Origin of the sequence: Kangiella sp. TOML190 (assembly GCF_023706045.1) — a bacterium.
GTDB lineage: Bacteria > Pseudomonadota > Gammaproteobacteria > Enterobacterales > Kangiellaceae > Kangiella.
On sequence record NZ_BQYL01000001.1, the window covers coordinates 832077 to 853741 of the forward strand.

Annotated in this window: 21 protein-coding genes and 1 pseudogene; 18 read left to right on the top strand and 4 right to left on the bottom strand. The window is 43.6% G+C overall.

Features of this window, described 5'->3' with window-relative positions; all coding sequences use genetic code 11:
- Positions 1-97: 97 nt before the first annotated feature.
- The 3 genes from NFS34_RS04035 (at position 98) to NFS34_RS04045 (ending at position 4160) form a co-directional block, all read left to right on the top strand.
- Complete coding sequence (locus NFS34_RS04035; RefSeq protein ID WP_251358604.1) at positions 98-394, top strand: hypothetical protein; 297 nt, start codon at positions 98-100, stop codon at positions 392-394.
- Positions 395-467: 73 nt separating this feature from the next.
- Complete coding sequence (locus NFS34_RS04040; protein WP_251358605.1) at positions 468-2792, top strand: TonB-dependent receptor; 2325 nt, start codon at positions 468-470, stop codon at positions 2790-2792.
- Positions 2793-2900: 108 nt separating this feature from the next.
- Positions 2901-4160 carry a pepsin-like aspartic protease gene (locus NFS34_RS04045; protein WP_251358606.1) on the top strand — a complete coding sequence of 420 codons (1260 nt, stop codon included), beginning with the start codon at positions 2901-2903 and terminating at the stop codon, positions 4158-4160.
- 4 nt (positions 4161-4164) lie between these two features.
- Here the strand turns inward: NFS34_RS04045 and rarD are convergent, their stop codons facing one another.
- Positions 4165-5040, bottom strand: a complete 876-nt coding sequence (gene rarD / locus NFS34_RS04050; RefSeq protein WP_251358607.1) for an EamA family transporter RarD — start codon at positions 5038-5040, stop codon at positions 4165-4167.
- 43 nt (positions 5041-5083) lie between these two features.
- The gene (locus tag NFS34_RS04055) at positions 5084-5545 is read right to left on the bottom strand and encodes a thioesterase family protein (RefSeq protein ID WP_251358608.1); all 462 of its coding nucleotides are present in this window, start codon (positions 5543-5545) and stop codon (positions 5084-5086) included.
- Between the two features lie 204 nt (positions 5546-5749).
- Between NFS34_RS04055 and NFS34_RS04060 the strand changes: the two genes are divergently transcribed.
- The 5 genes from NFS34_RS04060 (at position 5750) to NFS34_RS04080 (ending at position 12766) form a co-directional block, all read left to right on the top strand.
- Positions 5750-6190: a cytochrome c5 family protein gene (locus NFS34_RS04060; protein ID WP_251358609.1), complete on the top strand. Its 441-nt coding sequence runs from the start codon at positions 5750-5752 to the stop codon at positions 6188-6190.
- A 296-nt stretch (positions 6191-6486) separates the two neighbouring features.
- Positions 6487-6810, top strand: a complete 324-nt coding sequence (locus tag NFS34_RS04065; protein ID WP_251358610.1) for a cytochrome c5 family protein — start codon at positions 6487-6489, stop codon at positions 6808-6810.
- A gap of 31 nt (positions 6811-6841) precedes the next feature.
- A complete protein-coding gene (locus NFS34_RS04070; protein ID WP_251358611.1) occupies positions 6842-7363 on the top strand; it encodes a DUF2391 family protein in 522 nt (173 codons plus the stop codon).
- A gap of 148 nt (positions 7364-7511) precedes the next feature.
- Entirely contained in the window at positions 7512-10754 is a 3243-nt protein-coding gene (locus tag NFS34_RS04075; RefSeq protein ID WP_251358612.1) for an amidohydrolase family protein, read from the top strand.
- 137 nt (positions 10755-10891) lie between these two features.
- Positions 10892-12766: a GGDEF domain-containing protein gene (locus tag NFS34_RS04080; RefSeq protein WP_251358613.1), complete on the top strand. Its 1875-nt coding sequence runs from the start codon at positions 10892-10894 to the stop codon at positions 12764-12766.
- Positions 12767-12789: 23 nt separating this feature from the next.
- Here the strand turns inward: NFS34_RS04080 and NFS34_RS04085 are convergent, their stop codons facing one another.
- Positions 12790-13266, bottom strand: a complete 477-nt coding sequence (locus NFS34_RS04085) for a Dps family protein (RefSeq protein ID WP_251358614.1) — start codon at positions 13264-13266, stop codon at positions 12790-12792.
- Positions 13267-13448: 182 nt separating this feature from the next.
- Here NFS34_RS04085 and tusA point away from each other — a divergent pair, with 182 nt between their 5' ends.
- From tusA to NFS34_RS04115, 6 genes and pseudogenes are all read left to right on the top strand, one after another.
- On the top strand, positions 13449-13697 hold the full coding sequence (gene tusA, locus NFS34_RS04090) for a sulfurtransferase TusA (protein WP_251358615.1): 249 nt from the start codon (positions 13449-13451) through the stop codon (positions 13695-13697).
- Positions 13698-13714: 17 nt separating this feature from the next.
- Positions 13715-14278 carry a DUF1285 domain-containing protein gene (locus NFS34_RS04095; RefSeq protein WP_251358616.1) on the top strand — a complete coding sequence of 188 codons (564 nt, stop codon included), beginning with the start codon at positions 13715-13717 and terminating at the stop codon, positions 14276-14278.
- Positions 14279-14314: 36 nt separating this feature from the next.
- The gene (locus NFS34_RS04100; protein WP_251358617.1) at positions 14315-14527 is read left to right on the top strand and encodes a hypothetical protein; all 213 of its coding nucleotides are present in this window, start codon (positions 14315-14317) and stop codon (positions 14525-14527) included.
- 72 nt (positions 14528-14599) lie between these two features.
- Positions 14600-15091 carry a GNAT family N-acetyltransferase gene (locus NFS34_RS04105; RefSeq protein ID WP_251358618.1) on the top strand — a complete coding sequence of 164 codons (492 nt, stop codon included), beginning with the start codon at positions 14600-14602 and terminating at the stop codon, positions 15089-15091.
- A 9-nt stretch (positions 15092-15100) separates the two neighbouring features.
- A pseudogene (locus tag NFS34_RS04110) lies at positions 15101-15513 on the top strand (GNAT family N-acetyltransferase).
- A gap of 128 nt (positions 15514-15641) precedes the next feature.
- Positions 15642-16490 (top strand): CPBP family intramembrane glutamic endopeptidase, encoded by an 849-nt coding sequence (locus NFS34_RS04115; RefSeq protein ID WP_251358620.1) that lies wholly within the window; start codon positions 15642-15644, stop codon positions 16488-16490.
- 9 nt (positions 16491-16499) lie between these two features.
- On the opposite strand, the gene NFS34_RS04120 is transcribed toward NFS34_RS04115, so the two are convergent.
- Positions 16500-17048, bottom strand: a complete 549-nt coding sequence (locus NFS34_RS04120; protein WP_251358621.1) for a DNA-3-methyladenine glycosylase I — start codon at positions 17046-17048, stop codon at positions 16500-16502.
- Positions 17049-17259: 211 nt separating this feature from the next.
- Between NFS34_RS04120 and glyQ the strand changes: the two genes are divergently transcribed.
- The 4 genes from glyQ to NFS34_RS04140 are packed head-to-tail and all read left to right on the top strand — an operon-like array spanning position 17260 to position 21612.
- Positions 17260-18195: a glycine--tRNA ligase subunit alpha gene (gene glyQ / locus NFS34_RS04125; protein WP_309296424.1), complete on the top strand. Its 936-nt coding sequence runs from the start codon at positions 17260-17262 to the stop codon at positions 18193-18195.
- Entirely contained in the window at positions 18195-20255 is a 2061-nt protein-coding gene (gene glyS, locus NFS34_RS04130; protein ID WP_251358623.1) for a glycine--tRNA ligase subunit beta, read from the top strand. Before glyQ ends, glyS begins: the two co-directional genes overlap by 1 nt.
- Positions 20256-20306: 51 nt before the next feature.
- A complete protein-coding gene (gene gmhB / locus NFS34_RS04135) occupies positions 20307-20861 on the top strand; it encodes a D-glycero-beta-D-manno-heptose 1,7-bisphosphate 7-phosphatase (RefSeq protein ID WP_251358624.1) in 555 nt (184 codons plus the stop codon).
- On the top strand, positions 20851-21612 hold the full coding sequence (locus NFS34_RS04140) for a sugar nucleotide-binding protein (RefSeq protein WP_251358625.1): 762 nt from the start codon (positions 20851-20853) through the stop codon (positions 21610-21612). The genes gmhB and NFS34_RS04140 overlap by 11 nt, the downstream gene beginning before the upstream one ends.
- Positions 21613-21665: the final 53 nt, after the last annotated feature.

A 21665-nucleotide genomic window follows, 5' to 3' on the forward strand; every position in this document is an offset into this window, starting at 1 on the left:
ACTTTTGTAACAACTATTTACGGCTGAAATATTGAATATTCTCAAGCAGGCGCATAGAATTGTCCGTACGGTATCAATTAATTGATAGCAACTGCTGTTGCTAAAGTCGAAGGCTAGTTTGTTGCAAAAACATCTGCAAAAAATTCTGTTAGTGCTGGCTCTGTTGAGCTTGGCCTTTTCGACTATTGCCCACTCCAGCGCTCCTTCGCACGATGCGTTGGATTGTTCGGTTTGTCTTTACCAGCCACTTTCTGATCTGATCGAAGCGCCTAAATCGCTGGAATTAGATCCGTCCCAATGGGCTGGAGAAGCGATCTCCAGTCGGTATTCTGAACTTTATCTTTACCAAGCTGCCAGCCCTTTTATGGGACGGGCCCCACCTATTTCTCGTTAATAACACTTTTTTTAAAACCTAACCTTTAAAATTTTACCGTGCTTAGCGCGGCAGTTGTTATTGAGGAATAATAATGAAACTATCAAAAATTAGCTTGCTTATGGCGGCGATATTTGCCCAGCCATTGGTTGCTGAACCTAAAAATTTAACCGGCAAAGTACTGGATGAACAAGACAATCCAGTGGTTGATGCGGAAGTTCATATTCGCCGTTTGAACAAAACCGTAACCACGGATGCGCAGGGTCTTTTCCGTTTTGAGCAGTTGGAAGAAGGTCGTTATGTGATCGATGTTGAAGCTGGCAGTAAGGGCCATATCAATCAATCGATCAACCATAATGGCGAGCAAAAGATGCTACGGGTCGGCGATGATAATACCGAAATCATCGTAGTTACTGGCAATCCGTTGGAGCATTCAAGTTTGGAAATGACCTCGCCTGCGGTCATCATTAGCGGTGATAACTTAATTAAAAACCGCGGCGCTAACATTGGCGAAACTCTTGCAGAAATTCCGGGAGTTAATCTATCCAGTTTTGGTTCCGGCGCTGGCCGTCCAGTTATCCGAGGACAACAAGGTAATCGGGTAACGGTATTATCCAATAACAGCTCTACTCAAGATGCCTCTAACGCTAGTCCCGATCACTGGATCGCTGCTGAACCTTTGTTGGCTGAGCGAGTTGAAATCTTAAAAGGACCTGCAACTTTGCTCTACGGTGGCGGCGCAGTTGGTGGCGCGATTAACGTAGTGGATAAAAAAATTCCTACCCGAGTACCGAATGCCGACACTGGTGGTATTGAAGGTGGCTTTGAATTGCGCTTGGGTGATTCTCCCACTGGCGAAAGAGCCGCAGTAGGCGGTTTAACCGCTGGTAAGGATGAGTGGGCATTTCGTTTTGAAGCCTTTGATGCTGAAACCGATTCGATTGAAATACCCGATTTTGCTGAGTCAGAAGCATTACGATTAGCTGAAGAAGCCGAAGGTGAGGCAGAGCATTCAGAAGAAGCGGAAGGTATTTTAGATAATAGTGATACTGATACCCATGGCGGAAGCGTCGGCTTCTCTTACATTACGGATGCAGGTTATTGGGGAATCGCTTTTAGCCAGTATGATCGCAATTATGGTTTACCGGGTCATGCTGAACACCATGAAGAGCACGAAGAAGATGAAGATGAAGAGGAGCATGGCGAAGAAGCTATTCGGCTTGATCTAAGGCAAAAAAGAATTGATCTAAAAGGCCAATGGAACGATCCGTTTGAACATTTCCAAAGCTTAAAAATGAATTACGCCTACACCGATTACGAGCATCGCGAAATTGAGGGTGATGAAATTGGAACTACCTTTACTAATGATGCGGATGAACTTCGTTTAGAGTTGGTGCATAAGGCCTGGGCCGGTTGGCAAGGTGCTTTTGGCTTGCAGTATAACAATAGCGATTTTGCTGCCTTGGGTGATGAGGCTTTTATTCCTGCCACTGAGACTAATAAATGGGGATTATTCTGGCTAGAAGAAGTTGATGTAGGCGACTGGCATACAGAGTTGGGCATTCGTTGGGATCGGCAAGAGATTGATGCCGGTATCTTTGGTAATAAAGATGATAATGCCTATAGTTTTGCTGCTGGAACCCTATGGCATATTAACGAACACTGGTCTTTGCCGATTAATTTTGCCCGCGCCCAGCGCTTGCCTTCGGTAGAAGAGTTGTATTCCAATGCGGGCAATGACGAAGACAGTTATGTTGCTCATTTGGCTACGCTAACGGTTGATGTTGGTGATGATGAGCTGGATAAAGAGACGGCTAACAATTGGGATATCGGTTTGCGTTTCCATACTGAGGAGATTCACGCTTCTTTAGCCGTTTTTCATAATCGGGTTGACGACTTTATCTATCAACAGTTGGTAGAGGAAGATCACTCGGCAGATCCGGATCATGAGCATGAATTGCCTATTTTACAATTCAGTCAAAAGGATGCGGTTTTCGAAGGGGTGGAACTAGAAGTAGATTGGGTGTTCGCTGATGATGGGAAGAGCTTGTGGAAAGCCGGTGTCTTTGGCGATTATACTCATGCGGAATTTGATGATGGCAACTATATCCCGCGCCAGCCAGCCAAACGTTTTGGAGCCAGTCTCGGCTATCAGTTGGGCGACTTTTCAGCGGATCTGAAAGCGATTGATGCGGCAAAGCAAGATAAAGTTTCGGATGGCGAATTTGCTACCGATGGTTATACTCTGGTCAACTTGAATTTAGGCTATAACTTGTATTTTGAGCAGTCTGAAATGTTACTTTTCTTGCGTGGACAAAATCTGCTAGACGAAGAAATTCGTGATCATGCTTCCTATCTTAAAGATCGAGCTCCTAGAGCCGGACGTTCTTTACTTGCGGGTATGCGTATTACCTTCTAAAGGCGTTTTATAACCTAAATGTAAATATTTAGGTATTGCTTTTGTGTCTCTGAAACTTGTGGGTTATGCTTTGCCCACAAGTTATCAGATACTTCTTAAACTGAGCGAATGCCGAAAAAAACATTGAAGTTACCGATCAATATTGCCGCTGCCAAAGGCGGCTATTGTGTACAAATGGACATTGGTTGTAACCAAGAACAGGTGCAACTATTACTGGACACAGGCAGCAGCACCATCGCGGTTGAAACCAAAAAATACCATCCGAACAATGATTTCTACCTAAAAGCCACTCCCTATGCACAAGCGATTACTTATGGCTCTGGCGGCTGGGCGGGACCATTAGTGGAAACTCATTTGCAGTTTGAAAGCCATGATAAAAAAATGACCTTAAAAGGCGGCCATATCGCGATTATTGAATCTGAACAACAGGATAATTTTTTTGGTGCTGATGGCATCTTAGGGCTAGCCTACCGCCAATTGAATAAGGCTTACGATCTTACGGAATATTTTCAACAACGAAATTATCAACCCGAGTTAACTTTCCCTTGGCCATTTAAGATCGAGGAAAATAAAAAGTCGGTACGGACCTTTAAAAATTTTTTAAAGGGTTACGATTCGATCCATCCCAAAGCTTTTTTTACCGAGCTTGAAGAACACAAGATTTGCAAAAATAAATTTTCCTTGTATTGCAAGCGAGCGATTGTGCATGTTGAAGATAACGATTATTCAACAGAAGAGTTAGCAGCCGATCCTTTAAATCAAGGCTGGTTGATTCTAGGCGCGGGCGAGGAACATAAAGAGCTTTACCATGGTGACTTGCAGATTATTGATGTGGTGCACGATGCTTATTACAACACTCAGCTGTTCGCTATGCAGGTCGGTGATAATGATGAACTGATTTTTCCTAAAGAAAATCCTGAACGAAAAGCGGCTAAATATTCCAACTCGATTATTGATTGTGGTTCCAGTTTTTTAGTATTGCAAGATAATTTATACCAAGAGCTGCTCGATCAGCTGCTAGAAATTAACGTTAATTTTATCAAGCAGATTGAAGCTTCGGATAAGGCTTACAAAACAGGTGGCAGCTATAAACCGGATGATTTGGATTTGAGCCAATGGCCGGAGATCCATTTTTATTTTATTGGTGAACATCAAGATGACCTGACTAAAGTGAGTTGCACTCCTGACAATTACTGGCAAATAAATGCCCTAGAGTACGGCAGAGCTTGGTTTACTTTTATGCAAGAATTGCCAAATATTCCCAACAAATCAATTTTTGGATTACCCTTAATTAGCGATTATTTTTGCATTTTTGATCGCGAGCATGATGAAAATGGTGTTATTAAGGTTGGCAAAATCGAACTTTAGCTATTTAGGGATTAACTTTTTTAAAATTACCAATGCTGTAAACCAATAGGCCAGCCCAAATGAAGGCAAAGCTTATTAACAGGTGGTGATTAAAAGGTTCTTCAAACAAAAATATAGCCAACAAAAAAGTTAGGGTTGGCGCTAAATACTGCATAAAACCTACCGTATTCAAGGGTAAAATCCTCGCGCCAGCAGCAAACAGAGCCAGTGGAACGGTAGTGATAACCCCGCCGGCCACAAGCAACCAATCAATAGTCGCAGAGCCTTGTAGAAAAGCCCCTTGGTTGGCGATAAATAGATAGACAATGTACCCCGCCGTCGCTGGTAGTACGATTAGCGTTTCTACTAACAAGCCTTGTAACGGGCCAATGTTAACTTGTTTACGCAGCAGACCGTAAATAGCAAACGTTGTCGCTAGGCTCAAACTGATCCATGGCACTCCGCCCATGACTACAATGCGATAGACAACGCCAAATACGGCTAACATTAATGCTACTTTTTTCCAGTTATCCAACCGCTCCTTTAATACCAAGATGCCTAGGGCGACCGTCAGCAGCGGGTTGATAAAGTAACCCAAGCTGGTGTCGAGCACTCGATCGTTGACCACCGCCCAAGTAAAAATAAGCCAGTTACTGGAAATTAAACAAGCAGTGATGAACAGAGTGAATAGGGTTTTTTTATCTTGAAAAATAGTTTTCGGAAAAGGCCGTTTGATAGCCAGCATGATCAAGATCACCACGGGCACTGACCATGCGATTCGGTGGGCGAGAATTTCCAGCGCCGAGGTGTCGCCAAGGGCTTTAAAATAGATCGGTGCTAGGCCCCAAATCAGGAAGGCAAAAAAGGTATACAGATAGCCGGAGCGGTTTGAGTCGGTCATGCTGATTACTGCGAGTTAGTATAAAAGAGCATCTTAAAGAGCCTTAGCCTACTAGGTAGGTGCCTGTGGCAACGGCTATTTGAGTACCTTTTTCATTGACTAATTCCATCCGAACCACCGCGATTTTACTGCCGGTTCTGAGCAGGCGCGCTTTGGCGTAAAAGGTTTCTCCCTTGCCCGGCCGCAAATAGTCTACCCGAATATCAATGGTGCTGAGTTTGGTTAGCTTTTCTTTGAGCTTGGCAAGATGGGTTGCAGGGTTATCGTTTAATACCCCCACTGCAGCCATGGTGCCGCCCACCATATCCAGAGAGGCTGAGGTTACTCCGCCGTGTAAGATCCCTTGAAAATAGTTGCCAACCAGCTCTGGCTTCATGGCAAACTTAATCACGCACAAATCATCACTGACGCTATCAAACTCAAGGCCAATATGACGATTAAAAGGGATCTTATTGACCATTAACTCGCCGATGGCGGCCAGTGCTTTATCTTTTAGAAAACCCATAAGTGCTGGAATTAGATGAAATTTGCAAGAATTGACTAGAGTGTGCCTGATCTGGATCAAAAAAGGTATCTTTTATCGCCTTTCTAACCCTGATCAGAAGAGCAAGCTATTTTATCGCAGGGCAATAACCGTTATAATGTCTGCCGATTTGAAGAATTACCGACGAGGTTGTGCTTTAACAACCGACAGCTAAGAGACTTAAGAATGAAAATCGTAAAATTGATAAGTGTTTTTACTGTTAGCCTAATGCTAGCGGCTTTTGCAGGTGATGCAGCAGCAACCCATTTAAGCAAAAAGAATACGGAAAATCGTATTAAACCAGCATTCAAGGTTTACGTTGAAGGCGACAAGGTGCCTCAGGTTGCGAATGAATTGCCAAAGCCGGCTAAGCCAGCAGGTCCTCGCTCGGGTGAAGACGTTTACAATACCTATTGTACTGCTTGTCACGGCACTGGCGTTGCTGGCGCACCAAAGTTGGGCGACGCAGCGGATTGGTCGGCGCGTTTAGCAGAAGGTGGTGTTGAGCACTTGTATGAAGATGCAATCAATGGTGTCGGCGCCATGCCAGCACGCGGTACCTGTGCGGACTGTTCTGATGATGAAATTAAGAAAACGGTAGATTACATTTTAGCTAACAGCAAGTAATCCATTCGCCTAGCAAAGCTATTTGCTTTTAAAGCCGATGCTGATAAATTATCGCCATCGGCTTTTTTGTGTCCAAAACCTAAGTATCCGGCAAGATGCGATTGATAAAACCACAAGCGGCTCATTTTTTACAGCTCATGGACTGGGTTAGGACGCCTGAAATCTTTAATCTTTGGGCGGGGCCCCAATTTCGTTTTCCATTTAACCAAAAAACCTTTATCTTAAATTAGGTTTCTAAGTTAGCCCCTATCCGGAAAAGCTAGAGCTGGACAATTGTTTGTATATGGTAAAATCTAATGAACCTGAATGTTAAAGCTGGTTGGCTAATTTTTAGTGTCTTAGTGCTTGTTGGTTGCGATCAGTCGCCTCAAGATCGCAGCGGTGAAGCGATTTATTATCGCTCCTGCGTAAGTTGCCATGAGCGCGGGCATGGTGGTGCCCCAATTCGCGGTAACAAAAAACAATGGGATGCCCGGCTTGCTAAGGGTAAACAGAAGGTTTTTGAGAATCTGAAGCAGGGCTATGCTGGCATGCCAGCTAAAGGGGCTTGTTTTAGTTGTAGCGATCAAGAATTAGAACGAGTGCTGCAGTATATTATCCACTCACAGCGCAATAATTAGCTTAGGCCAGCTTACAGCGGCGGATTGAACCATGGACAATGTTGAACAAAAACCAGCATCCTCGGATACCTCAATACAGCGTTTGGGGCGTAATGGTTATTTGCATCGGATCACGCCAATTGTCGATAGCACCGGAAAGATCGTGCAGCGCTTGATTAAGCCTCTAATGGTGGAATTTAGAGCGCGGGACTTGATGCAAACCCTAGTCGGTGCTTCGATTCTCGCAATTCCTGCGGCATATACCGAGGAAACCTGGGATCTAGGGCAAGAGTTGGCGCTCACTAATATTGTAGGCATCGCCTTTTTATCCTTATTTTTTATTGGCATTTTTGTCTATTACAACTTTTACAAAAGCTACTTTAAGCAGTTTGTTGGGCAATATTTTTTCCGCGTGTTGGCCACTTACGCCGTTTCTTTTGCGGTGGTAGCGCTGCTACTAACCCTGATCGATAAATGTCCTTGGGGAGTGGATAATATGCTCGCCATCAAGCGCATCATCGTAGTCGCCTTCCCTGCTTCCATGAGCGCGACAGTAACAGACGCGATCAAATAGCCAATTACATATTTTGTTACACATCCATGTGGCTTAAGATCCGGTTTTTGGCCTTTCTTTAGGTCATTCTCTTTGCCAAGTGACGGCGAAAGCACTATATTTAGGGGTTAAGATAACTTCTTGTTTGAATTAGAAAAAGGCGCAATTTATGAGAAAGGCCATGAACCACTCCCTAAAAAAAATCACCCTTGCCAGCAGTCTGTTTGGCCTGCTTTTCGCCTCGGCAGTTTATGCCGCGAAAGAGGCTCCAGAAGCCAGTGAAAAGGAACAAAAGTGGGATGTGAATCAAGCGCCAGGCGAGGTTGTTTTTGCCGATATCAAGGTAGACGAAGGAACTTGGATGAACCTTGATGTTAGCCCTGACGGTAAAACCATAGCCTTTGATATGTTGGGCGATATCTACACCATGTCGATCACTGGCGGCGAAGCAAAAAACGTAACTAATTCAATGGCTTGGGATATGCAGCCGCGATTCTCGCCGGATGGCAAACAGCTTTCTTTCACCTCGGATCAAGGCGGTGGCGATAATATCTGGGTGATGGATAGCGATGGTTCCGATGCTTACCAAGTGACCAAAGAGCAGTTCCGTTTGCTTAACAATGCGGTTTGGAGTCCCGATGGTAACTATTTGGCCGCGCGTAAACACTTCACTGGCACTCGTTCACTAGGCGCTGGCGAAATTTGGCTTTATCATAAATCCGGCGGTAATGGCATCAAGCTGAACAAAAGGCCGAATGAGCAAAAAGATCTCGGCGAGCCAGCTTTTACTGCTGACGGTCAGTATGTGCTTTTTTCAAGGGATTCCACGCCGGGACGCTTCTTTGAATACAGCAAGAACTCCAATGAGCAGATTTACGAGATTTTCGCCATTGATCGCCATACCGGCGACATCGAAACTTGGGTGACCGGTCAAGGCGGCGCGGTTCGCCCCACCCCTTCGCCCGATGGTAAGTACCTAGCTTTTGTTCGTCGCATACGGGAAAAAAGTACCCTGTATTTACAAGATCGCGAGACTGGCGCTGAGTTCCCAATTTTTAAAGGCTTGGAACGTGATATGCAGGAAACTTGGGCGATTCATGGGGTTTATCCCAACTTTGCTTGGATGCCCGATAGTCAAGCTATCGTCTTCTGGGCCGCCGGTAAGATTCATAGAATCAACATTGGCGATAAAGAAGTTACCGAAATTCCTTTTAGCGTGACCGATCGACGTGAAATGCGTCAGGCTATTAGCAAAATTCAGCAAGCGGCGCCTGCGGACTTTGATGTCAAGATGTTGCGTTGGTTGCAAGTAGCTCCCAATGGCAAAAGCGCTATTTTCCAAGCTTTGGGCCATATTTATAAGGTAGCACTACCTGAAGGTACGCCGCAAAGAATCACTAATCAGAATGAGCATTTCGAGTTCTATCCACGCTTCTCGCCCAATGGCGGCAGCATTATCTACACCACTTGGCACGATAAAGAGCTTGGCACCGTCCGCATTCATTCGCTATTCGATGGTCGCCAAAGGGTTATCAGCCAAAAACCGGGGCATTACATTAATCCTGCGCTAAGTCCGGATGGTCGCACTGCGGTATTTGAGGCGATTTCAGGGGGTTACTTAACCAGCCCGCTTTATTCCAATGAAACCGGTATCATTACAGTTGATCTGAAAACTAAGCAACAAGAGCGGATCAGCAAGTCGGGCTCTCGACCTTTCTTTGGTCTTGATCCAGATCGGATTTACTTTTCCGAATCGAAAGTAGACGGTGAAGTTCATTCGCAAAAGCTCGTCAGCGTGGATCTCAGTGGTAATGATAAGCGCGAGCACTATGTCGGCAACTGGATCAATGATTATGCGATTTCTCCGGATGGACAATGGTTAGCCTTTAATCAGCGCTATCAGGTGTATGTTACTCCTTTTGTCGCCGGTGGTAAGGCAATCGCTACTGGCCCTAAAGCTTCTAACCTACCAGTTAAGCGTTTTTCAAAGTTTTCCGGTGCTAACTTATCTTGGTCAGCCGATAGCCAAAGTCTAAATTGGTCAATGGGGCCGAACTTATACCAGCAGTCGTTGGGCGATAAGTTTGCCTTCTTAAACGCCGATGGCAAAGCGCCAGAGGATGTCGAAGCCAAAGTTACTAACATTAAATTGCCAGCTAAAGCTGATGTGCCGCAGGGCATAATCGCCTTAACGGGTGCCAAAATTATCACCATGAAAGATGAACAGGTGATTGAAGATGGCACTATTGTGATCGAGAACAACCGGATCAAAGCCATTGGTAAAGCTTCCGATGTGAGCGTGCCCTCATCGGCACAAAGCTTTGATGTTAAAGGCAAAACCATTATTCCTGGCTTGATTGATTTTCATTGGCACGGCCCATACGCCAACAGTCAAATGCAGCCCCAAACCAATTGGAATGCTCTGGCCTCGTTGGCCTTTGGAGTGACCACAACGCATAATCCTTCGGCCAGCACCGAGGCAGTTTTTTCAGCTTCTGAAATGCAAAAAACCGGACAAATTGTTGCGCCGCGACTGTTTTCAACGGGTACCATTTTATACGGTGCTAACCATTACATCACCGCCGATGTAAACAGTTTAGATGATGCGGTTGGACATTTAGAGCGGATGAAAGCGGTCGGTGCTTTTTCCGTAAAAAGCTATAACCAGCCTCGTCGCGATCAACGTCAGCAGGTATTAGAAGCGGCACGTCAGACCGGTTTGTTGGTGGTGCCCGAAGGGGGCTCTTTATTCCAGCACAATATGTCGATGGTGGTTGATGGGCATACCACTATCGAGCACTCGTTACCGGTGCCTAACGTTTATGCTGATGTAAAACAGCTAATGAGACAGGCAGACACGGCTTATGTGCCTACCATGGGGGTTGCCTACGGTGGCATCGCTGGTGAGCGTTATTGGTACGACAAAACTGAGGTTTGGAAACATCCACTATTAAGTAAATTTGTGCCGCGTCAGATCCTGGAAGCGCGTTCGGTGCGCCGTTATAAAGCGCCAGAAGAAGACTATAACCACGTTAATGTGGCGCGAGGCTCGGCTCAGCTGCAAGATGAAGGGGTTAAAGTCTTGATGGGCGCCCACGGTCAGCGCGAAGGTTTGGCCGCTCATTGGGAAATGTGGATGTTTGAGCAAGGCGGCATGACGCCGATGGAAGCACTGCGTACTGCGACTATCGATGGCGCTAAAGTGCTAGGTATGGAAAAAGATTTAGGCTCTATTGAAGTGGGAAAACTGGCCGATTTGGTGGTGCTAGATGCGGATCCGTTACAAAATTTGCGGGATAGTGATAAGGTTAATATGGTAATGATCAATGGTCGCCTTTATCAAGCGGACAGCATGAACCAACTGGCACCGCAGAAGGTAAATCGCGACAGCTTTTACTTCGAAGAGGATTAATAGTAGGAAAAGTTAGGTTAGATTTAGCCTAAATTCAGGGTAAGTGAGCGCAAAGTAATGCAAATTTGCATTGCTATTTAGAGCGCAAGGAATTAAGTTTGTAAAAAAAAGGATATAAATTAGGTTTGCGACTGTTAATGAAACGCTATTTGCTAGCGGGCTTTTTGGTCTGCTGCGGTATATTTGCTAGTGTTGAGCTTGCTGCGGCAAGTGATCAAGCTGCGCGTGGTTTATTTAAACTATCGCGCTTGCCGCTTTTGGAGCGTAGTAAGGCAGAATACTTAACAGATGTTCATCAGATCCAATCAGAAAATCAGAATAATCAATTTATTAATGCGTTTAGTAATATCCTAAAAGCGGATTATTACTTACTGCGGGAGAATTTTGCCAAAGCAGAAAACTTCCTAGAAAAAGTTAGACCTCTAATCGCTAGGTTGGGCTCTGAGTCACTGGCGTTAGAGTTTCAATACCAAGATATTTTTCTGCAACGCTCTAAAAATAACATCGACCAAGCTATAAGTTTAGCCGAAAATTTATTGCCGAATGTTATTAATGCTTGGCCAAAACATAAAGTGAATTATCTGATATTGGAAATGGCCTATTTGCATTCTTTTAAATATCAATACGAACAATCCTTGATTTTGCTCCAACGCGCTTTAGAGTTTGCCGAAGAGTCACAAGATCCTTTTTTAATTTCTGAAACCTATAATTTATTCGGCATTGTTTATTCCAAGTTAAAGGATCATCCCTCGGCAACCATGTACTATCAAAAAGCAGTTGCCCTTATTGATGCTAATCCTGAATTAAGAACTTCAACCTATACCCACAGTAATCTTGCCGATTCATTAAGAGTAGAAAAAAAATATGAGCAGGCAGAAGCAGTATTAACAAAGGCTTTACGCATTGCCGAAGAAGATCAAGATATAGGCAGTATTTCTTTTGCTAATCAGATGTTTGCGCGTTTATTTGCTGACTCAGGAGAGTACGAAAAAGCGACTGAACACATGTTAACGGCTGCCGAATTATCAAAGCAAATTGGTGAAGAACTGTTTGAATATGTATTGAACTCTGAGCTAAGCGATCTCTACTTAAAAGCAGGACAACTAGAGCCTGCCAAACGTTATTTTGATAAGGCAAAGGCTTTGCTACCCAAGCTGGCCGAAGATGATATGCATACTCTTGAGCACTTAAAAGCCAAAATATTGTTTGCCGAGGGCAATTATCAAGATGCGTATCAAGCACTGGATGAGTCTTACAGCACCTATCGCAATATTTTTAATGAGAATTTGACCAAAGTTTCTACTTTAGCGCGTGAAGAATTGGATCAGCAGCGACTCAAGTTTGATAATCGCTTGCTAGAAAAAGAAAAAGCCTTGAGCAAAAAAAATGAAAAAGCGGCGGTAGAGTTTAGAGCTTTGTTATGGGCTTTAATTTTGTTGCTGGTCGCTGCGATATGTATTCTAGTGTGGTTTTTATTTAGATTTAAAGCAATCGCTCAAGAGAGTAAAAGACAGGCTTTGACCGACAACTTAACTCAACTACCTAATCGACGTATGATTTTTCGTAAGTTGAGCGAAGTTCATCGAAACAGCGCGGCCAAAAGCTCCTCCGGTTATAGTGTGATTTTGTTTGATATTGATCGCTTTAAAAGTATCAATGATCGGTTTGGCCATCATATTGGCGACAAGGTCATCCAGCAAACCAAAGCTATTTGTCAGCCATCGTTAGGCGCTGCAGATGTGTTAGGGCGGATTGGCGGTGAAGAGTTTTTAATTATTCTGCCGCACACCAAGTTGATCAAAGCCAAAGAAATCGCAGAAAAAATTCGCCAAGCGTTTGAAACTCACAATTTTGAAGATATTGTATCGGGCTTAACCGTCACCTCTAGTTTTGGAGTGTCCGAGTCCAGCCTGGAAGATGCGAATGTGGATTTTATTGTCAATCGCGCGGATAGATTGTTGTATAAGGCCAAACACCAAGGTCGCAACAAGGTGGTTGCAAGCTTTGCGTAAGGCCTTGATTTAGATCGACTTGGTTAGCTTTCAAGGTGTGAACGTAGCATCCAAGCCGTTTTTTCGTGTACCACTAAGCGATCAGAAATCAAGCTAGCGGAAGACTCATCATCCGCATCCGAGGCTAATGGCAATATTTCGCGAGCAGTGCGCACTACCGTTTCATGACTTTCTACTAGACGTTCGATCATTTCGGTAGCACCAATATTTCCAGCAACCTCTTTAATTTGAGTCAACTTGGCAAATTCGGCATAGGTTCCAGGCGCAGTAATGCCTAAGGCGCGGATACGCTCAGCAATATCGTCCACTGCCACTGCTAGCTCGGTGTAATGATCTTCAAACAGGGTGTGCAGCGACTGAAAAAATGGTCCTGTGACATTCCAGTGGAAGTTGTGAGTTTGTAGATAAAGGCTATACGTATCTGCTAAAAGTTTTGATAATCCTTCACCGACAGCGGCTCTTTGCTGTTCATTGATACCAATATTAATTGAATTACTCATGGTAACTCCTCGCGTTATTTCGAATGTGTAGCACTATCATAGGGGATCGGTTTAGATATATAAAATATAATATCTTAAATAGAAAGATAGCTAAAAACTATTGATGGCTAAATATCCGATTGAAGTTTTCTAAGAAAAGACTAAAATTTGCCCAGTTTCCACCCCTTAGCTAGAATTATCCTATGAGTTTATTTGACCAGTTTGATCGTGAGTATGATGCCACCGGCCTGCGCTGTCCGGAACCGGTGATGATGGTGCGCCTAAATGTGCGTAAAATGCAAGATGGCGAAACCCTGCTGGTTTTAGCCGACGATCCTTCGACCACTCGAGACATTCCCAAGTTTTGTACTTTTATGGAGCATCAGCTATTGGCCAGTGATACCAAATCAGTGCCTTATAAATACTTGATTAAAAAAGGATTGGCGGCTTAAGTCGCTAGCGTTAGAGCATGCCACAAGCAAATGGCCTAGGCGAATTATTAAAGCAGCTTGAAGCAGCTGATGGCAAAAGTTTGCCACCAGTGGAGAAGTGGAGCCCTGATTTTTGTGGCGACATGGATCTGGTGATTAAGCGCGATGGTCATTGGTACTATCAAGGTACGCCAATCGGTCGCAAGCGATTGGTCAAACTGTTCTCCACCGTGTTAAAAAAAGAAGGCGATGACTATTTTTTGGTAACGCCAGTCGAAAAACTGGGCATTAAGGTTGAGGATGCGCCGTTTTTGGTGGTGCGAATGGAGCACATGGAGACTGAGCAAGGCGCGGTTATTGTTTTCGAAGATAACTGCGACAATAAAGTGCTGCTGACAAAAGACAACCCATTATGGGTGGAGCTGGATGCAAAAACTGGCGAGCCCTCGCCCTATATCAATATCCGTAGTAACTTAAACGCCTTAATTCACCGCAATCTGTTTTATGAGCTAGTAGCCATGGCGCAAGAAAAAACAGTGACTGGTGATAAACACCTTGGAGTAGTTTCCGCAGGCGAATTTTTTAGTTTGGGAAAAATATAACCATAACAACAAAGAGCAAAAGGAAAACCAATTAAAATGATAAAATTCAAGCCTTTACCGAAGTTTACCCTAGTCTGCTACGCCCTTTCCCTATTGATCATTGGCTTGGTGTTTGCCGATCAATTTCTTGAATGGCAACTCTTGTCAAGAAAGATAAAAATCGCCACTTTAGTTATCGCCGCCATTATTGGAGTGGCGGGTTCATTATGGAGTATCGGAAAGCAACTGGCGAAGTTCTTACAAAAATAAAGAAAGTTACCCAAATAATTCATATACTGAGAATAAATAGGGTTGGTATTATATTAGGAAGTTTCGAAAATTATGCAAAGCTTACTGCAGATCATTGACTTTTCTGATGAATACAAAGAGCAAGTAATAGAGCTAATTGTAAGTATCCAACAAAAAGAATTTGATATCCCCATTGGCGCTGAAGAACAGCCTGATCTTGAAAAGGTACAAACATTTTATCAGCAACGTAATGGAAATTTCTGGCTAGCGCTAATCAATAAACAAGTGGTCGGTACTGTGGCTTTACTTGATATAGGTAATAACCAAGCAGCGTTACGAAAAATGTTCGTTCATGCAGAGTTTCGAGGACCAAACTATGGAATAGCAAAAGCTTTGCTAGCGCGGTTGTTGAATTGGAGTGAAGAGAAAGAGATAAACGAAATTTATTTAGGCACGACCTCAAAATTTCTAGCGGCTCACCGCTTTTATGAAAAAAACAACTTCCAAGAAACATCAAAATCAGAACTTCCGAAGAGTTTTCCTGTTATGCAGGTAGATACAAAATTCTATAAATGCACAATTTAAGGATATGCTATGGGCATTGATTATAAAGTTAACGAAGCTGTTTCTGCAGAGCAATTTCAGAGTCTTCTGAAACGATCAACTTTAGGTGAGCGGCGTCCAGTAGAAGACATTAGTTGTCTTAAGGGAATGCTAGAGAATAGTAATTTAATTCTTAGCGCCTGGGATCAGGATGAGTTGGTTGGCATCTCTCGATCAGTGACTGATTATCATTTTGCTGCTATTTATCCGATTTGGCTGTTGATAGAAAGTATCAGCGTCAAGGTATTGGAAAGCAACTACAGATAAAAACCCAGCAACAACTAGGGGCGAAGTGCCTGTTAATATTGTTAGCAGCACCGGCGGCGGAAGATTACTACGGGCATATAGGTTTCGCTCGCCATAAAAAATGTTGGGTATTAGAACCAGGTAAGAGTATTAGGTAACTTGGAGTTATTTATCTAAAATTACCACCCTAGTTATCGCCGCCATTATTGGAGTGGCGGGTTCGATACGTTAGTATCGTTAAGCAATTAAAACAATACTTATTAAATAATAAAAAATAGGAAGCCTAATGGACAATATTAAATCGGTAGCTTGGTTGCCTGTAGTGGCTTGGTTTATGTTAGGTTTTTACCTTCCTGGTATCGAGCAATTTTTATTAAAAGTGGGTGCGGAGTGGAGCTGGTACTGGTGGGATTTAAGTTATTTCTACTATGGTTATTTCATATTATTTATAGCTATATTAATAGCTTCTGAGCGCGGTCCCATCGCTTGGACTAGTCTATTTCAGGGGAAAATGACGTCAAAGAATCTAAAATTTGGAATAATTTTAACTATCTTTTGCTTTGTTTTTTCAATCGGCACCGCCTATTTGCTATTTTACCCTTTATCATTTGCTGCCCCCGCTTTTGTCAGTTATTGGTATTTAAGTCCGAGCGAGATTATTTATTATGATGGTGATACTTATCCCCTAATAGCGAACTTGCTGAGCCTAATAGCTTTGGTCGTTTTACCCTCTATTCTGGAAGAATTTGCTTTTAGAGGTGTTATGTTGAAATGCTGGAGTAAAAAGTGGGGGTTTTGGAAAGCGACATTAGTATCTTCTTCTATCTTTGCAATTTTGCACCCAGATCCAATTGGTGCCTTTGGTTTTGGAGTTGCTATGTGCTACTTATATGCTCGCTTTAATACCTTGTTAATCCCCATTATTTGTCATGCTCTTAATAACTTCTTTGTGTGGGTTTGGGAGCTTGTTGATACTGGTATTTATGGGCCGGAAGATATTTATACACTCTTAGATTTTCAAAACAGTTGGTTTTTGGGTTTGATAGCGCTAGTCATAAGCATTGCATGGGCGAAGCGATATTGGTCAAGTGAATCAGTAAGACAGCATCTAAAGTCAATGCGCTATCCTACGTAACACAACAAGCTATCTAAAATCACAATCGCTGGTATGGTCATTGACCATGCCACAGGCTTGCATAAAGGCATAGCAGATGGTGGAACCAACAAATTTAAAGCCGTCTTTTTTAAGTTGTTTCGACATAGCATCCGATTCAGGGGTATTGGCAGGAACTTGTGAGCGATCGCTCCAGTGATTGATAATGGGCTTGCCATCGACAAATTGCCAGAGATAGTCGCTAAATGGCATACTTTCTTTGATCCGCAAATAATTCTGGGCATTGACGATAAAGGCGTTCACTTTGAGCTTATTGCGAATAATCCCTGCATCGGAAAGTAGTTTCTCGCGCTTTTTGTCGGTGTATTTAGCGATCTGAGTAGCATCAAAATCATCAAACACCTTGCGGTAATGTGCCCGTTTTTTTAGCACTGTGATCCAACTTAAGCCAGCTTGCGCGCCTTCTAAACAGAGCATTTCAAACAGTTTTTGATCCTCGTAAACAGGAATTCCCCATTCCTTATCATGGTAGTCGATATAGAGCGGATCGTCAGAAACCCAGAAGCAACGTTTGGTCATAAGGATAAATCCATAAGAAATTTAGTGTTTTTTACCACAAATTCGTGGATAAGGTTAGAAAATATAGGGATTTACCGTATAATTTCGCTCTTTGAGCGAATTCAAGCAATAAATGTAAATGCTGAGGTTTGAGCTAAAATCGTCATGAGCGTAATAGATTTTAACCAAACCGTTAAATGTAAATACCACTTTTGGAGCATCGTCAGTGGCAATCGGTAACGAAAATACAAAAACCTTTCAGGGTTTGATTTTAACATTACAAAACTATTGGGCGGAGCAAGGTTGTGTGATCCAGCAGCCTTTGGATTTAGAAGTTGGCGCGGGCACTTTCCACCCTGCGACTTTTCTAAGAGCGATTGGCCCAGAGCCATGGAGCGCCGCCTACGTGCAGCCCTGCCGTCGTCCGACCGATGGTCGTTACGGCGAAAACCCAAATCGTCTGCAGCACTATTACCAATATCAGGTGGTGATCAAGCCTTCGCCGCTGGACATCCAGGAAATGTATTTAGGTTCGATGAAAGCCTTGGGTATCGATCCCTTAGAGCATGATATCCGCTTTGTGGAAGATAACTGGGAGTCGCCAACACTAGGAGCTTGGGGATTGGGCTGGGAAGTTTGGCTGAATGGAATGGAAGTGACCCAATTTACCTATTTCCAGCAAGTGGGAGGCTTGGAATGTAAACCGGTGATGGGCGAAATTACTTACGGCCTTGAGCGGATTGCCATGTATCTACAAGGGGTTGATTCGATTTTTGATTTGGTTTGGACCGATGGCCCGCTGGGAACCGTTTATTATCGCGATGTGTTCCACCAGAACGAAGTGGAGCAATCGACTTATAATTTTGAGCACGCCAATGTGGATAAGTTATTCGAGTTTTTTGATTATTGCGAAAGCGAATGCAGTCGTTTGATGGAACATAACCTACCCTTGCCTGCTTATGAAATGGTACTTAAAGCTTCACATGCCTTTAACCTACTCGATGCGCGCCATGCGATTTCTGTAACCGAGCGGCAGCGTTTTATTTTGCGGGTACGTACCTTGGCGCGATCAGTAGCAGAAAGTTATTACGCTGCCCGCGAAGCGCTGGGTTTTCCGATGCTGCAAAATACCAATAAAGAAGCGGCAAACAATAAGGAGAGCAAATAATGACTAAGCAAGACTTATTATTTGAGCTTGGCACCGAAGAGCTACCGCCGAAAGCCTTAAAAGCTTTAAGTGAGGCGTTGCGGGATAATGTAGTGGCTAACTTAACCGCCAATGATTTTGAATATGATGTAGTCGAGGCTTATGCTGCCCCGCGCCGTTTGGCGCTCGTTGTGCGCCAATTAACCGATGCACAGCCGGATAAAGAGGTTGAGCGCCAAGGTCCAGCGGTAGCAGCAGCGTTTAATGAGGACGGAACGGCTAAGCCTGCGGCGATTGGTTTTGCCAAATCCTGTGGAGTAGAAGTCGAAGACTTGCAACGGATCGAAACGCCAAAAGGCGAGCGTTTAGGTTTTACTGTCGCACAACAAGGGCAACCCTTAAGTGACTTGATCGAAGAGATCATTAACAATGCACTAAAAAAATTACCGATCCCAAAAGCGATGCGTTGGGGTGATCGTAGCGAGCAGTTTATTCGTCCGGTGCATTGGGCAGTGTTAATTCATGGTGATAAGGTTTTGGACGCCACCATCGTTGGGGTTAAAACCAGCAACCAATCGCGCGGCCACCGTTTTATGGCGCCAGCAGCAATAGAGCTTAAGTCTGCTAACCAATATGTGGAAAAACTATTGGCGGCTAAAGTCGATGTAGATTATGAAAAACGTAAAGCCGTGGTCAAAGCACAGGTAGAAGCTGAAGCGAAAAACATTGGTGGCGCGGCACAAATCTCCGACAGCCTGCTGGATGAAGTGACCAGTTTGGTGGAATGGCCAATGGCCTTAACCGGTAAGTTTGATGAAGAGTTTTTACAGGTGCCCGCCGAGTGTTTGATCTCTTCTATGGCCGAGCATCAAAAGTATTTTCATGTGTTAGATAGTAACGGCAACTTGCTACCGAATTTTATTACCGTTGCCAATATTGAAAGTTCCAATCCGCAAGCGGTGATCGAAGGCAACGAAAAAGTGATTCGTCCGCGTTTAGCCGATGCAATGTTTTTCTTCGATACAGACAAAAAAGTTAGCCTAGAAAGTCATCAAGCGCACCTGAAGAATGTGGTATTCCAAAAGCAATTGGGTTCAGTGCAAGATAAAGCTGAGCGTATAGCTAAAATTGCTAAAGCCATTGCGCCGCAAATTGGCGCAGATCCAGAGCATGCGCAGCGTGCAGGTTTATTATCTAAATGTGACCTAGCCACTAACATGGTGGGTGAGTTTGATAAGCTACAAGGCATTATGGGCACTTATTATGCGCGGCATGATGGCGAAGATGACAATGTTGCCATTGCCATGACTGAGCAATACTTACCAAAATTTTCTGGCGATAAGTTAGCGCAAAATCCAGTCGGGCAAGCGCTTGCTATTGCCGATCGAATTGACACGCTTGTCGGGATTTTTGGGATCGGACAAATTCCAAAGGGCTCGAAAGATCCCTTTGCGCTGAGGCGTTCTGCAATCGGTTTAATTCGAACCTTGGTTGAGAATAAGCTGACTCTCGATTTAAAAACACTGATCAAATTGGCCGCGGATAATTTGTCAGGGAAACTCACTAATTCGAATGTCGAGTCGGATGTTTTTGAATTTATTTTAGAGCGCTTTAAAGCCTGGTATTTAGAGTCCGGAGTGGATGCCAATACCATTAATTCGGTATTGACGTTAAAACCAAGTTCACCACTGGACTTTGACGCGCGAGTTAAGGCCGTACAATTTTTCCAAACGCTACCGGAAGCGGAAAGTTTGTCGGCGGCTAATAAGAGGGTGAAAAATATTTTAGCTAAGGCAGACATTGAAATACCAAGCACCATTGATTCTTCTTTATTAGTAGAATCTGAGGAGCAGGTGTTAGCTAATGCTATTGCCCAAACTGAAAATAAACAAGCGCAACTTAATGACTACCAAGCCAAGTTAGAGCAGTTGGCCAGTTTGCGCGATGATGTGGATGCTTTCTTCGATAAAGTGATGGTTAATGCCGAAGATGTGAAAGTTAAAGCCAATCGTTTAGCGATGCTGAAAAAATTGCAGAGTTTATTTGGTTCGGTTGCTGATATTTCATTGCTGCAAAATTAATTATCATTGTGAAGTTTTGCGAGGAACGGGCGACGCGGCAATTTTATAATTATGGATAAAGTTATAGACTGGTCAAAAATTAAAGCGGTGGTTCTGGATCGTGATGGAGTTATTAATCACGATTCAGATGCTTATATCAAGTCGCCAGAAGAATGGATCCCGATTGCTGGTAGTTTGGCTGCTATTGCAAAATTGAATCAAGGCTTTAAAGTCGCGATTGCGACCAATCAATCGGGTATTGGTCGCGGCTTTTATGATGAATTAGTACTTGCGCAAATGCATCAAAAAATGGCCGACTTGTTGGCTAAGCATCATGGCCATATCGACCAAATCGAATTCTGTCCGCATCATCCGGATGATGGTTGCGAATGCCGCAAACCAAATACCTTGATGCTGGAGAAAATTGCCAGAAATTTTGATCTCGATCCTAGTGAAATGGTGTTTATTGGAGATTCAAAGTCCGATTATGAATCTGCGCAAGCGTTTGATTGTGCTTTTGTTCTGGTGCTGACCGGTAAGGGTTTGCAAACGTTGGAAAAACTGGCGGGAAAAGATATTCAGATAGAAAAAAGCCTTGCCAAATTGGTTGAAACCATTGGCAATTGAATCGTCATTAATTGTTGGCGCCGGGAAGTTTGGGCGGCGTTTCTATGATTTTTTACAAGCCCATGGCCAAGACCCAATTACTCTTTCCAAAAGTGATAAAGCTTGGTCACAGCAGCATATAAGGCTCGATCTTTTAGCAAAGAGTCTACAGCTGCCAAGCTTACCCAAGATTGATCAGTTATATTTGATTGTAGCGCCAACTTATCGCACTCAAGAGGCATACCAAAACATTTATATTGATGGTTTGGGTAATTTGCTTCGGGCATTGCTTAAGCAGCAACGTAGTTTTCACGCCACTTTTTTATCATCAACCGCCGTTTATGGCTCTCAACGATTGGGCCTGATTGATGAAAATTCACCGACGCAACCGGATAATTTTCGCGGTGAGCTGCTACTGCAAGCAGAGCAACAGATCCAACAGATGGCTCCTTCGAGTTCAATAGTTCGAGCCAGCGGGCTCTATTCGCGTCAGCGAGAGCGATTATTGCAATCTTTGTTAGATAAGCAAAAAGCGTCCGACGCTAAATGGTTAAATTTGGTGCATGAAGCTGATTTGTGCCAATGGTTACTAAAAGCCTCGGAAAATCAATGGCCTAGTGTGATCGCTAGTGATGGTGTGCCATTTCAAAGGACGCAGCTTTACCAAGAGCAAGCGGTAGATAAGCAGGGCTATCGACAGTTTAAGAGCCAATATTTCGAACAAATGGATTTGCAATATGTCAGTTTTGTGGATTGGTTCGATAGCCTTTAAATAAACAGTTTTTTACAATTGATATTAGGATTTTAGGACGAGTAAGAGTAAAA